12 protein-coding genes are annotated in these 14139 nt (G+C 36.6%); 8 read left to right on the plus strand and 4 right to left on the minus strand.

Annotation, left to right across the window (positions count from 1 at the left end; translation table 11 throughout):
• Positions 1-46: 46 nt before the first annotated feature.
• From nadB to BXY58_RS01030, 7 genes are all read left to right on the plus strand, one after another.
• Positions 47-1645 (plus strand): L-aspartate oxidase, encoded by a 1599-nt coding sequence (gene nadB / locus BXY58_RS01000; RefSeq protein ID WP_120211941.1) that lies wholly within the window; start codon positions 47-49, stop codon positions 1643-1645.
• A complete protein-coding gene (locus tag BXY58_RS01005) occupies positions 1642-2226 on the plus strand; it encodes a hypothetical protein (RefSeq protein ID WP_120211942.1) in 585 nt (194 codons plus the stop codon). The genes nadB and BXY58_RS01005 overlap by 4 nt, the downstream gene beginning before the upstream one ends.
• Before the next feature lie 6 nt (positions 2227-2232).
• Positions 2233-3096, plus strand: a complete 864-nt coding sequence (gene nadC, locus BXY58_RS01010) for a carboxylating nicotinate-nucleotide diphosphorylase (RefSeq protein WP_120211943.1) — start codon at positions 2233-2235, stop codon at positions 3094-3096.
• A gap of 61 nt (positions 3097-3157) precedes the next feature.
• The gene (locus tag BXY58_RS01015; RefSeq protein WP_120211944.1) at positions 3158-5851 is read left to right on the plus strand and encodes a TonB-dependent receptor; all 2694 of its coding nucleotides are present in this window, start codon (positions 3158-3160) and stop codon (positions 5849-5851) included.
• Between the two features lie 79 nt (positions 5852-5930).
• Positions 5931-6359, plus strand: coding sequence for a hypothetical protein (locus BXY58_RS01020; protein ID WP_120211945.1), 429 nt, complete (start codon positions 5931-5933; stop codon positions 6357-6359).
• Between the two features lie 30 nt (positions 6360-6389).
• On the plus strand, positions 6390-7409 hold the full coding sequence (locus tag BXY58_RS01025) for an aspartate-semialdehyde dehydrogenase (protein WP_120211946.1): 1020 nt from the start codon (positions 6390-6392) through the stop codon (positions 7407-7409).
• Positions 7410-7460: 51 nt separating this feature from the next.
• Positions 7461-8459: a cation diffusion facilitator family transporter gene (locus tag BXY58_RS01030; RefSeq protein WP_120211947.1), complete on the plus strand. Its 999-nt coding sequence runs from the start codon at positions 7461-7463 to the stop codon at positions 8457-8459.
• Here the strand turns inward: BXY58_RS01030 and BXY58_RS01035 are convergent.
• Together BXY58_RS01035 and xrtF are read right to left on the minus strand one after the other, a co-directional pair.
• The gene (locus tag BXY58_RS01035) at positions 8456-8881 is read right to left on the minus strand and encodes an exosortase F system-associated membrane protein (protein ID WP_120211948.1); all 426 of its coding nucleotides are present in this window, start codon (positions 8879-8881) and stop codon (positions 8456-8458) included. The genes BXY58_RS01030 and BXY58_RS01035 overlap by 4 nt on opposite strands.
• Complete coding sequence (xrtF, locus tag BXY58_RS01040) at positions 8874-9404, minus strand: exosortase family protein XrtF (RefSeq protein ID WP_120211949.1); 531 nt, start codon at positions 9402-9404, stop codon at positions 8874-8876. Before xrtF ends, BXY58_RS01035 begins: the two co-directional genes overlap by 8 nt.
• A 140-nt stretch (positions 9405-9544) precedes the next feature.
• Between xrtF and BXY58_RS01045 the strand changes: the two genes are divergently transcribed.
• Entirely contained in the window at positions 9545-10561 is a 1017-nt protein-coding gene (locus BXY58_RS01045) for an aminoglycoside phosphotransferase family protein (RefSeq protein ID WP_120211950.1), read from the plus strand.
• 285 nt (positions 10562-10846) lie between these two features.
• Here the strand turns inward: BXY58_RS01045 and BXY58_RS01050 are convergent, their stop codons facing one another.
• Both BXY58_RS01050 and BXY58_RS01055 read right to left on the minus strand, forming a co-directional pair.
• Entirely contained in the window at positions 10847-11509 is a 663-nt protein-coding gene (locus BXY58_RS01050; RefSeq protein WP_120211951.1) for a C40 family peptidase, read from the minus strand.
• A 224-nt stretch (positions 11510-11733) separates the two neighbouring features.
• Positions 11734-13932: a glutamine synthetase III family protein gene (locus BXY58_RS01055; RefSeq protein ID WP_120211952.1), complete on the minus strand. Its 2199-nt coding sequence runs from the start codon at positions 13930-13932 to the stop codon at positions 11734-11736.
• Positions 13933-14139: the final 207 nt, after the last annotated feature.

Below are 14139 nucleotides of genomic sequence, written 5' to 3' on the forward strand. Positions count from 1 at the left end.
ATTCTTTTGAATTTTCTCAGATATTGAGAATCATTAATTCTTATTTATGATAAAAACAGACGTTCTTGTAATCGGTTCCGGAATTTCAGGCCTTTCTTACGCTATCAAAATCTCCGAACAATTACCAGAAACCAAAATAATCATTGTTACAAAATCCAACGAAGACGAAAGCAACACCAAATATGCACAAGGTGGATTGGCTGTAGTTACGGATTTTTCCAAGGATAATTTTCAAAAACATATTGACGACACATTACGGGCCGGAGATTACATCAATAACCCGGATATTGTAAAAATGGTTGTGGAAGAAGCTCCACATCGTTTCAATGAGATTGTGGAATGGGGGGCAAAATTTGACCAGGAAAAAGGAAAGTATTCTCTCGGAAGAGAGGGAGGGCACACGGAAAACCGAATTGTACATCACAAGGATATCACAGGTTTCGAGATTGAAAGAGCGCTTCTGGAAACAGTTAATAACTCTCCGAATATTGAGATTCTTCCACACCATTATGTCATTGATTTGATAACTCAGCATCACGTTCCGGGTAAGGAATTTGATAAAGGAAATATCGATTGTTACGGTGCTTATATTCTGGATGAGAAAAATAAAAAAATCAAGAAGATCACTTCGAAAATAACTTTGGTTGCAACTGGAGGCGCTGGTCACGTTTATAAAAATACGACCAACCCGATTATTGCAACAGGCGACGGAATTGCCTTTGTTCACAGAGCGCAGGGAAAGGTTTCGAATATGCAGTATTATCAGTTCCATCCAACAGCAATGTACTCTAAAAGAGACGGAATGCTGTTCCTGATTTCCGAAGCTGTTCGTGGTGACGGCGCAAAACTCCGCACAAAAAATGGAAAGCCGTTTATGCAGAAATATGATGAACGCGAAGAATTAGCTTCCAGAGACATCGTTGCAAGAGCCATTGATAATGAATTAAAAATCAGCGGAGACGATTATGTAGGTTTGGATTGCCGGGAGATGGATAGAGAAAAATTCCTGCATCACTTTCCAAATATTTATCAAAAATGTATGGATGAAGGCATTGATCCTTTCAAAGAATTGATTCCGGTTGTTCCTGCCTGTCATTATCTAATGGGCGGGATTGACACAGATAAAAATGGGCAATCTTCCATCAAAAATCTTTTTGCAGTTGGAGAATGTACCAATTCCGGACTTCACGGCGCGAATCGTTTGGCATCCAATTCTTTATTGGAAGGTTTGGTTTTCGGCCATAATGCGGCGATGAAAACCGTTGAATTGTTAAAAGAAAATGATTTCAATTTCGATGATTTGAAAGCAGTTCCAGAGTGGAACGAAGAAGGAATGAAAATGATGGACGAAATGGTTCTCGTAACATATCTTAGGAAACAGCTTCAGGAGATGATGAGTGACCTGGTTGCGATTGTCAGAAGCAATGCAAGATTGGAATTAGCCAAAAAAAAGCAGCGCGAAATCTACGAAGCCGTAACAGAACTTTATAATTATTCCATACTTTCACCACAACTTTCGGAGTTGAGAAATCTTGTGAATGTTTCTTATTTGATTATCAAACAATCTTTGGAAATGAAGGAAAATAAAGGTGCTTTTTATAATAAGGATTTGGCTACGAAACCGCTTTTGATCACTGAACAATGAAAACTATTGTCAAGTTTCTTTTATTGATTATAATTATCATTAATACATCTTGTAATTTTTCAAAAAACCAAAGTGATAAATCTTCAAAGGAACAGGGTGATAATGTAAAATCAGGCAAACCTTTTTTTGACTTTGATGCAGTGGACTATTATTCAAATGATATTGATGAAAACATTGCAATGAATCTATTAAACCTTCAGAATAACTCAGAATTGGATAAATTAAAATATGATTTGATTGTGGGAGAAACCCCTGAAAACATCAACAACAATAATTTTACAGATGACATCATAAAAGTCGGTTTCAAAAAGAGCGAGATAGAATCCAAAGATTTTCAGAGCATTACACAATTATTTTCCGAAAGCACTGAAAGAGATGGATTATATTTTACCTGTATTCCGATATTTAGAGATATATTAGTTTTCAAAAAAAATAAAAGAATTATCGGAGCCGCCAAAATTTGTTTCGGCTGTAATCGAAACCAAATCATAGGAACAAAGGCCAATACTAACAATTTTGGTCAGGGAAAAGATTATGAAATGCTTTCATTGATTCTCAACAAATATAAAAATATCAACTAACGCAAAATGAAAAGACCATCTTACGCTAACGATAAAGTTTTAAAGGAATTTATAAAATTGGCTTTGGAAGAAGATATCCAAAATGGCGACCATTCTACATTGTCCACAATTCCGAAAGATTTGGAACAAAAAGCGCAGCTTCTAGTTAAAGAAAACTGCATTTTGGCAGGTGTTGAATTGGCAGAAATTATTTTCAAAACTTTTGATAAAAATCTCAGTGTTGAAGTCTTTATTAAAGATGGAGAATCCGCTAAGAAAGGAGATGTTGCTTTTATTGTTTCCGGAAAAGCAAGGTCGATTCTTTCTACAGAACGTTTGGTTCTGAACTGTATGCAAAGAATGAGCGGCATTGCAACAATGACTCACGATTGGGATTCCAGATTAGTTGGCACCAAAACAAAACTTCTGGACACCAGAAAAACAACACCGAATTTCCGGGTTTGTGAAAAATGGGCAGTGGCAATCGGCGGCGGAACCAACCATAGATATGGACTTTATGATATGATAATGCTGAAAGACAATCATATTGATTATAATGGAAGCATTACTAATGCCGTGAAAATGGCGAAGGATTATGTCAAAAAGAACAAGCTTAAACTAAAAATTGAAGTTGAAACTCGTAACCTTGAGGAAGTTGAAGAAGCCGTGAAATCCGGCGCAGACAGAATTATGTTTGACAATATGGATCTCGAGACAATGACCCAGGCTGTAAAGATTGTCAATAAAAAATCAGAAACCGAAGCGTCAGGAGGTATCACCCGTGAAGTGTTAAATTCGGTGGCGAAAACTGGTGTAGATTTTATCTCAGCGGGTGCAATAACCCACTCTTCCAGCAATATCGATCTGAGTCTCAAGGCATTAAAAAATTAACACTTTATTAACAAGGGTTACCATTTTTTTTAGGACTTTTGCGGCATAAATCTTAAAGAAAATGAAAATGTTATCAAAAAAGCCGGCATTGGCCCTGATGCTGACTATGACAACGGCAAGCTTTTACTTTGCCCAATCTACACAAGACACATTATCGAAAGACACAGACATCGAACAAGTAGTACTGACAGGAGTCGCTGATATCGCTAAAGATAGAAAGACTCCTGTTGCTGTTTCTACGATTAAAGAAGCTCAAATTGTTGAGCGATTAGGAAACCAGGAATTTCCGGAGATTCTTAATACTACACCTTCAATCTATGCAACAAAAGGTGGCGGTGGTTTTGGAGATGGAAGAGTTAATGTTCGTGGTTTTGACATGAATAATACGGCCGTTATGATTAACGGCGTCCCAGTAAATGATATGGAGTCTGGAGCTGTATATTGGTCTAACTGGGCAGGACTTTCTGATGTAACATCCGCAATGCAAATCCAGAGAGGTTTAGGTTCATCTAAATTGGCGATTGCATCTATCGGTGGTACTATTAATGTTCTAACAAGGGCTGCAGATAAGAAAAGAGAAGGAAATGTAACGGTAGGTGTTGGTAATGATGGCTATTTGAAAACTTTATTTTCTTATAATACCGGGAAATCTGCAACAGGTTGGTCTTCATCATTCTTAATGTCCAGAACAGCTGGAAATACTTATGTTGATGGTTCTCAGTTTGAATCTTATAACTACTATTTTGCATTAGGATACCAGAAAGGGAAACACGATTTCCAGTTTACATTTACTGGTGCGCCACAATGGCATAATCAAAATTTCCAAAGTTCAATTGCTAATTTCATTAAATATGGAAATGGTGTAGATGAACCAAACAGAAGGTATAATTCTAACTGGGGATATCTTAATGGAAGTGTAATGTCACAATCGGTTAATTTTTATAGCAAACCTGTCGCTTCTATCAACTGGGATTGGAATATCTCAGAGAAGTCAAAATTATCTACTGTACTATATGCTTCTTGGGGTAGAGGTGGAGGAACCGGAGTTTTGGGTTCAATCAATGGTACAGGAATTAACAGTTTACCAAAAACAGCAGACGGTTTAATAAGATTTGATGATATCGTTGCTTGGAATCAGGGACAAAATGTAATTTGGAATCCAAATGTTGCAAACAATACAGGAATCAATAAGGTTAACGCAACACCTGGAATAGCCACAAGAACCAATGGTCTTGTAAGAAGATCACACATCAATTCACACGACTGGTACGGTTTTCTTACCAATTTCCAGCATAAGATTAATTCTAACCTGAACTTTTCAGTTGGTTTGGACGGTAGATATTATTATGGATATCACCCAGGCGTCGTGTCAGAATTTTGGGGTAATTCTGAGTACCGTGAAAATCAAAACCTGAATATGCAGCCTTATTACGCAGTTACTCAGTCTTATGCACCAACACCTTCTGCTAATCCTTTTGTAAAAGCAATTAAAGACAAATCTCAGATTGCGAGTAGAAATTTTGATGGAGAAGTAATGTGGTTAGGGAGTTTTGGGCAGCTAGAATATTCCAATGAACAGATTTCGGCTTTCGTTCAGGGATCAGTTTCCAACCAACAATTCCAAAGAATTGATAATTGGATTCTAAATCACGATATTTTAAACCCGGATGGAACCATTAAAACACCCCAGACTGTTCAGCAAGGCCAGAAAGTAGATACAAAAACTGGATTCAAAGGATTATGGGGTTACAATGCTAAAGGAGGTATTAATTATAATATCAACGAGCAACATAATGTTTTTGCAAACCTTGGATATTATTCTAAGCAGCCAAATAACTATGCGGTCTACCCTAATAACCAACAAGTGTTGAATGATAATCTTCAGAACGAAAAAATTGCATCGGCAGAATTAGGCTACGGATTCAGAAGTCCAATTCTAAGAGCTAATGTTAACTTATATTACACGACTTGGAAAGATAGATTCCAAAGAATCACTAACATTAATATTCCAACACCTACACCAGCTGACCCGAATGCTAATACAAGAGCTTATGCCAACTTACTTGGTATTCAGGAGGTCCATATGGGAGTAGAATTCGAAGGAACCGTGAAAGTTACAGATTATCTGGAATTTAATGCTATGCTTTCTGTCGGAGACTGGAAATATAAAAACAATCCAACAGGAGAATTGTTTGACGACAATAATATTCCTTTAACGAATGTTCCTAATGCAACCAGTAACTCTGTTCAGCTTGCACTCGATGGTGTTAAAGTATCAGATGCCGCTCAAACAACAGCTGCTTTAGGATTTACCTTAAAACCGGTAAAGGATTTAAGCGTATTCAGTACTTGGAGATATGCTGAGAAGCTTTATGGTGTATTTAATATTGACCAGAATTTTATCATCAAGGATGGTGTAGTTCCAGCTGCTGCAAAAAAAGGTGCATTAGAATACCCAAGCTATAACTTATTTGACTTGGGTGCTTCTTATACTTTCAAATTAAATAATGGTCATAGATTAATTATAACAGGAAATGTTTATAACTTGCTTGACACTGTTTACATTTCAGACGGTAAGTCATCTACACATATCAGAAATCTATCAGACTTTACTGCAACTCCAACTCAGACAGCTCAGCAACAATATGACGCTTATTTGAGTACATTGAAGACTTGGAAAGGAATTGACCAAAACAATACTGTATTCTTCGGTTTTGGAAGAACTTGGTCTGCATCACTTTCTTACAGATTCTAAAATTCATTATTTTAATTAATATCTCAAATCCCGGCAATCTGTCGGGATTTTTCTATCTTTGTCAATCAAAAATCTGGATATGGAAATTTATAACATTCTTTTGCATGCACACAAAGGTTTCGCTTACCTCGAACTTTTGTTGGTAGCAGCATTTTTAGTCCTTTTACTTGTAACGATGTTTGGTTACAGCGGTAACATTTCAAAGGCTTTAAAAAAAGTAACATTATTTACAATGATCTTTTTTCACGTTCAATTCTTGATTGGGATCATCATGCTGATTACCAACATTACAAAAGGATTGGATATGGGCGCAGTCATGAAAAATGCTGATTTAAGATTCACTTATGTAGAACATCCTTTCTCTATGTTAATCGCAGCAGTATTAATGACGATTATCAATAAAAAATTCAAAACAACCGAAAAACTGACTATTCCTATTATGTCATTAGGATTGGTTGCAATTGCGTTATTCGTTTTTGCATTCCCTTGGGCTAGAGTTTTCGGATAAATATTTAACAATTTAATTAATCAAAAAACAATGAAAGTAGCTGTAGTAGGCGCAACCGGAATGGTTGGACAAGTTATGCTGAAAGTTTTGGAAGAGAGAAATCTTCCAATCACCGAATTAATTCCCGTAGCATCAGAGAGATCTGTTGGAAATAAGGTCAAATTCAAGGACAAGGAATTCACTATCGTTAGCATGAACGACGCTATTGCAGTCAAACCCGAGATCGCTATTTTTTCAGCAGGCGGTGGAACATCTTTGGAGTTTGCTCCAAAATTCGCTGAAGTTGGAACAGTAGTGATCGATAACTCATCAGCTTGGAGAATGGATCCGGCTAAGAAATTGGTTGTTCCGGAGATCAATGCGAACGTTTTGACAAAAGAAGACAAAATCATTGCTAATCCCAATTGTTCTACAATCCAGTTGGTGATGGTTCTTCATCCGTTGAATCAGAAATATGATATCAAAAGGGTCATTGTTTCAACTTATCAGTCTGTTACCGGAACTGGAAAAGCAGCTGTTGATCAACTAAATTCTGAAATAGAATATTCGGTGAACGGAGAGAGCCAAATCAAAGGCGAAAGTCCTGAGAAAGTTTATCCTTATCAGATCTTCAAAAATGCATTGCCCCATTGTGATATCTTTGCGGATGATGATTATACTAAGGAAGAAATCAAATTGATGAAAGAGCCTAAGAAAATTATGGGTGATGATACTTTCAATTTGACGGCAACTGCAGTAAGAGTTCCAGTACAAGGCGGACATTCTGAAAGCGTGAATATCGAGTTTGAAAACGAATTTGATTTGGAAGAAGTAAGAAAAATTCTTTCCGAAACGCCAGGAGTTGTGCTTCAGGATAATGTTAAAAATAACGAATATCCAATGCCTTTATATTCGGAAGGGAAAGATGAGGTTTTTGTAGGAAGAATCAGACGAGATCTTTCACAACCCAAAACTCTCAATTTATGGATTGTGGCAGACAATCTCCGAAAAGGCGCTGCTACCAACGCGGTTCAGATTGCAGAATACTTAGTAGCAAACAACTTAGTTTAAACTAACAAAATCTAAAGAATCTTCGAAATTTCGAAGATTCTTTTTTTAGCAATGAAAACAAGTAAACACTCAAATTCCAACATCGCTTTCCAAAAATGGATCGCTGTTGTTGGCATCATTCTGTTCGTAGGAAAATTAGTTGCCTGGAAATTGACTAATTCTGATGCTGTTTTCTCCGACGCAATGGAAAGCATCGTGAATGTCATCAGTGCTTTTTTGGGGCTTTATTCTTTATACTTAGCTTCGAAACCGAGAGATGAGAATCATCCTTACGGACACGGTAAAGTCGAATTTGTAACATCAGCTATAGAAGGCTCTCTGATCAGCATTGCCGGGATAATGATTATCTACGAGGGAACCAACAGTTTGATTTCCGGAAAAGTTCTTAGCAAGTTGGATTTAGGGATTTGGATTATCGCTGCAACTGCCATTATTAATTATATCTTGGGCTATATCTCGATTCAGAAAGGGAAAAGAGAAAACTCGATTGTTTTGATATCTTCTGGGAAACATCTTCAGTCTGACACCATTACAACTTTGGGTGTTGTAGTCAGTTTGGTCTTGGTTTATTTCACAAAAATTGTTTGGATTGATTCTGTTGTTGCATTGGTTTTTGGCTTCTACATCATCATTATCGGTTACAAAATCATTAGAAAATCCTTGAGTGGAATAATGGATGAGGCCGATCCGGAAATGCTGGAAAGATTAGCTAAATTCCTTAATGAAAACCGAAAACCGGAATGGATTGATGTTCATAATATGAAAATCCAGCAATTCGGAAGCAGGCTTCACATCGATGCACACATCACTTTACCTTGGTATTTTGAACTAAGAACGGCTCACGATGAGATGGAAGAAGTCATCAAACTGATCGCCAAAAATACCGACAGAAAAGTGGAATTCAATTTTCATATGGACGATTGCAAACCGACTTCCTGTGCTATTTGTCAAATTTTTGAATGCCCGGTGCGTCAACATGTTTTCACAAAAAAAATCGAGTGGAACGGCGAGAATATTTCTCAACCGGATAAACATACTTTGGAAAATTAATTCTGACTGATCTTTTTACGATAGTAAAAAATCGGAACAAGTAAAACTACCGTTAATGGCTGAATCACAAATCTCCTCACATAAAATGAGAAAAGATAACCAAAGTCAAACCTATCATAGATACAGAAGAGATAAATTGGAAATACGATTGCGAAAACCAACAAAATCAAAATAGAAGCCTGCTTTGTCCATTCTCTATTTTGAAAAAGAAAATGGATAATCAACAGTGAGAAAAGGGCATTTAATCCAAACCTGAAAAGATAGCTGATAATTAATTTTCCCCAAACAAAATCCGGAAAAATCTCGTTCTGATCAGCTGTCTTGAAGAAGTATAAAAAAGGATCGTAGAACAATTTATCTTCTAATCCCCGGATCCCGATTAATCCTAATACACCCAACAAAACTAAAATCCATCTAAGCATTATTCTCCTTTTTTAGTGCAAAATACTGGATCCAAATCAACCAAAAAATAATGACACCGCCATAGATAATCGCTGGGAAAAGATAGTCGTGCGCCATTTTCTCATACTGTGGATACCTGATGTAAATAATATTGAGCAATGCGATTCTCGAAATATTGAGAATATGAAGCAAAACAATGCCGCCCAAAGCGAAAATATATGTTTTAGTTCCTTTGTAAAATGCAAAAACAAAAGCCGTAAAGAGAATCGCAACCGAAAAAACATTACACCCTTCCACCATTCTGGTTGTGAACTTTCCGGATGTTTGAAACAAAATACTATGCAGCTTCATACTATCAACCAAAACCGTCGGAAAACCTAATGCGCTTTGCAGAAAAGCAACCTGTTTCGCGACCCATCTTGTGAAAGGATCAACCACCTCGTTTTCATAAGTGTTAAGATAAAATTGATACATCAATACCAAAACGATATAGATGACAACAAATCTTAACAGAATCTTTAAAACGGGTAAAAAATCTTTCATTTGTGGATGTTTGCTTCTTTAGGATCAAGTGAAGTCACATTTTATTTCCTAATTTTTTGTAAAATTCTCAAACTGTGAATTCAATGAGTAAAATTACAATTTTTAACGAATCAAAATCTATTATTAATTAACTTTGTTCTATGCAGGAACATCAGGATTTTTTCAAAGAATTTTTGGGTAAAAACCCGGACACTTTTATTGCGCTTCCACAAAGCGGCTCTTCCAGGATCAATTATATCGGGCGTTTTGAAAACCAGAAATATGTAATCACTTACAACGAGAATCTTCGGGAGAATGAAGCTTTTTTCTATTTTTCCGAGTTATTTCAAAGTCTACAACTTAATACACCGAAGATTTTTAAAATCAATTCTGAAAGAGATTTATATGTTCAGGAGTTTTTGGGGAACAAAACACTTTCAGAAGTTATTGCTGAAGAAGGAAATTCTGACCGGGTAAAAACTCTGGTCAAAAAAAGTCTGGAGAAGTTGTTTGAATTACAGGCCAAAACTTTAGGAAAGGTTGATTTCAAAAAGAGCTTTGAATACGAAAGTTATGATGATCTACCGATTACGCATGACCTCTATTACTTCAAGAATTTCTTGGTTGATGTTTTGGAAATTGAATATCACAAATCGACTTTATTAAGGGAATTCAAAACGATCTCTGAGTTGATTCAGAAGTTGGAGCCAAAGATCTTGATGATTCGGGATTTCCAGTCCAGAAATATTTTGGTGAATGAGAATGATGAGGTTTTCTTTATCGATTATCAATCAGCAATGGAAGGTCCTGCAGCTTATGACGTGATTTCTTTTCTTTATCAGGCTAAGGCTAATTTCCCCAACGATTTTAAAGAAGAAATGCTCGATTACTATTTATCTTTCTGGGAAAAGAATTCTGACAAAGAAGCCCTGAAACAATCTTTTGAATGGATGAAAATGATGCGTTTTCTGCAGGTTTTAGGCGCTTACGGATTTCGTGGGTTGATCCAGAGGAAATCGCATTTTTTGGCAAGTCTATTTCAGGGAATTGATAATATTTATGAATTGAATCAAACCTGGAGTGAGATTGCTCTACAGTTTCCGGAATTGTATTTTATCATTCTAAGGCTGAAAAGCAAGGAAGTGCAGGCTAAGATTGAGGAATTGATTATCGATTAAGGCTTCGGGAGTCTCTGTCTGACAATACTATGATACTTTAATTGACCACCGTTGTTTTAATGACAAAATCCCTAGCCCCGATTGCAGTGGAAATCCTTTTTTGCGTGGACTTCGGGTCTATTGATGTGAAAATGGTCTGCAAAAAAGATTGCAACGGAAAGCGGGATTAAGCTCCTAAAAAAATAAGTTGGAGAATAGTAGAGTATAGAGTTTGAGAGATTTAATCCGTACAAATAAAAAAACCTCAGAATTGCTTCTGAGGTTTTTCTGAATATTTCAGTCTCTCTAATTATTTAATGCACTTAATGTGTTTTCCTTAACGATTCGCTTAGCGAATTTGAATTTTGGCCCCCAATAGCTGTCGTCTAATGAAGAAACCATTACACCTTTGGATGTCGCAGCGTGAATGAACTTCACTTCGCCTTCCGGTGTTACATCTTCCACGATTCCTACGTGAGAGATTCTGCTGCCTCTGTGTGAGAAAAATACCAAATCTCCTTTCTGAAGTTCTGTTTTTTCCACAGAATCACCTTCCTGAGATTGTTGAGCTGCAACTCTTGGCAGGTTCATCCCTGCTGCTGCACCAAACACTGATAACACGAATGCCGAGCAATCTATTCCGCTTCTGGAAGTTCCTCCGAATCTGTATGGAGTTCCTAGATAACTTTCAGCTTCGGATAAGATATTGTCAATGGTGTTGCTGTATTTGATCGCATTTTCTATTGCAGATCTTTTGATAACCTCATTGGTATTAGCAATAGATGCTAAAACTTGTTGTCCTTTGTTGGTTGATTTGTTGGTTACGGGTTTTACGTTTACATCCAATGATGCAAATTTGGCATCAGTTTTGTATGTTTGATTGTTAGAAACCACATAGTTAGAAACGCAAGACTGAAGCGAAAAAAACGTGGTCACAAATAAGATATAAACTAGAACTCTTTTCTTCATATATATTTAATTATTTGTGTTAAACTTGAGTTGGTTTTTTGTGATTGCATAGCAAAAATAGCCAATACTCATTAAAGGGCATTTCAAATCAATTTGAGCGTTCTTGAGTTTAACATAATTTAACAGTCTTTTTAAGAATGTTAAAAAAAAACAAACCGCAAAGCCTTTATTTAGACTTTGCGGTTTTATTTTTAGTTAAGATTCTTTAACGTTTTTGTAGATATTTATCTAGTGAAGAGTAATTCTCTATATTTTGTCATCGGCCAAAGTTCGTCGTCTACCATCATTTCCAGGGCATCTGACGCCTCTCTGATGTTGTCAAAAAGAGGTTTTACTTTGTTACAGTATTCCTCTGCTTGTTTTTGACTTCCTGATGTATTCTTAGCTTTTTCTTTGGCTGCTAAAAGATTGTCAACACCAACTTTGATTTGGGAAACATTGCCGGAAATATCGGAAATCAAACTCAATTGTTCTTTTGCCAAAGTCTTGAATTCTTTCTCGCTGAAGATCTCTTTCAACCCTTTAACGTTCTCAATTAACCTGTTTTGGTAATTAAGAGCGGCAGGAATAATGTGATTTCTTGCGATATCTGCCAAAACTCTGGCTTCTATATCAATGACTGTTGAATATTTTTCCAGCTTGATTTCGTTTCTGGCTTCGAACTCACGGTGTGAGTAAATTCCTAACTCCTCGTAAAGCGCAACGAATTTTTTATCTAATTCCATTTTAAGAGCTTCCGGCGTTGTTTTCAAGTTGTTAAGGCCTCTTTTCTTAGCTTCTTTTGCCCAATCGTCAGAATAACCGTCACCTTCGAACATAATGCTCTTAGATTGCTTGATGTATTCTCTCAATACATTGAAAATAGCTTCATCTTTTTTAAGACCAGTTCCAATCAAAGCATCCACTTCAGTTTTGAAAGTTCTTAATTGTTTAGCAGCAATTACATTCATCACCGTCATTACTTCCGCACAGTTGGCTGAAGAACCCACCGCTCTGATTTCGAATTTGTTTCCTGTAAAGGCAAAAGGAGACGTTCTGTTTCTGTCTGTGTTATCTAAAAGAATTTCAGGAATTTTTCCAACAACATTCAGTTTTAATTCTGTTTTTTCTTCCGGAGATAATTTTCCGTCCGTCACTTTTTCCAATTCTTCCAAAACGCCGAACAACTGACTTCCAATAAATGCGGAAATAATTGCCGGTGGCGCTTCGTTGGCTCCTAATCTGTGATCGTTGCTTGCAGATGCAATACTAGCTCTCAACAAATCCGCATAATCGTGAACTGCTTTCAAAGTATTTACAAAAAATGTCAGGAACTGAAGGTTTTTCTTTGGATTTTTACCCGGACTCAAAAGGTTTTCGCCCGTGTCAGTTCCCAAAGACCAGTTATTATGTTTTCCACTTCCGTTGACACCGGCAAATGGTTTTTCGTGAAATAAAATGTGGAAGTGATGCTTGTGAGCAATTCTTGCCATAATATCCATTAATAATGAATTATGGTCAACAGCAACATTCGCTTCTTCAAACATTGGTGCCAATTCGAATTGGTTAGGTGCAACCTCGTTGTGACGTGTTGTTACAGGAATTCCCAACTTCATACATTCGATTTCCAATTCCTTCATATAGTTCATTACTCTTGTAGGAATCGAACCGAAATAATGGTCATCAAGCTGTTGTCCTTTCGCCGGAGAATGTCCAAGTAAAGTTTTCCCTGTCAAAACCAAATCCGGTCTTGATTGATACAAAGCTGTATCTACCAAGAAATATTCTTGTTCCCAACCAAGAGTCGGAGAAACTTTTGTTACATTTTTATCGAAGTAAGATTTGCAAACATCTGTCGCTGCCTCATCAACCGCATTCAAAGCTCTTAACAAAGGTGCTTTATAATCTAAAGTTTCACCCGTATAAGAAATGAAAATCGAAGGAATACAAAGTGTAGTTCCCATAATAAAAGCCGGAGAAGTCGGATCCCAAGCGGTATAACCTCTGGCTTCGAATGTATTTCTGATTCCACCATTCGGGAAAGAAGAAGCATCCGGCTCCTGCTGAATCAACATTCCGCCACTGAATCTCTCGATAGCTCTTCCACCTTCTATAGGTGTAAAGAAAGAATCGTGCTTTTCAGCAGTTGCACCTGTTAACGGTTGAAACCAGTGCGTGTAATGGGTAACGCCTTTTGACATAGCCCAATCCTTCATCGCAACAGCCACCTGATCCGCAATGTGTCTCTGGATTTTTGTTCCTTTTTTAATGGCATCCAAAATAGATTGGAACGCTTCTTTAGTCAGATATTCTCTCATTGTTTCTTCTGAGAATACATTTTGACAAAACAATTCAGACAGTTTTGCAGGAACTTCTATGAAATTATCTTTTCTGTAATTTCTGAATGGAAGCTCGGCTAAGGCTTTAAATCTTAATGTTGACATAAAAAGTGTGTTATTTTAAACGAGGCAAATTTACAAAAAATATAATTCGAAATTAATTTGCCCCCTAAAAATTTATAGTTGTTTTCAAATAAATAAATTTAAACCAATAACAACCCCTCTATTTTTCAACATCAATATGAACTAAAATAGAAATATGTTTAATTTTTATTATTAAAATATGAATGAAAATTTATTTTAGAATATAGA

This window comes from Epilithonimonas arachidiradicis, from assembly GCF_003610695.1.
GTDB classification, from domain to species: Bacteria; Bacteroidota; Bacteroidia; order Flavobacteriales; family Weeksellaceae; genus Epilithonimonas; species Epilithonimonas arachidiradicis.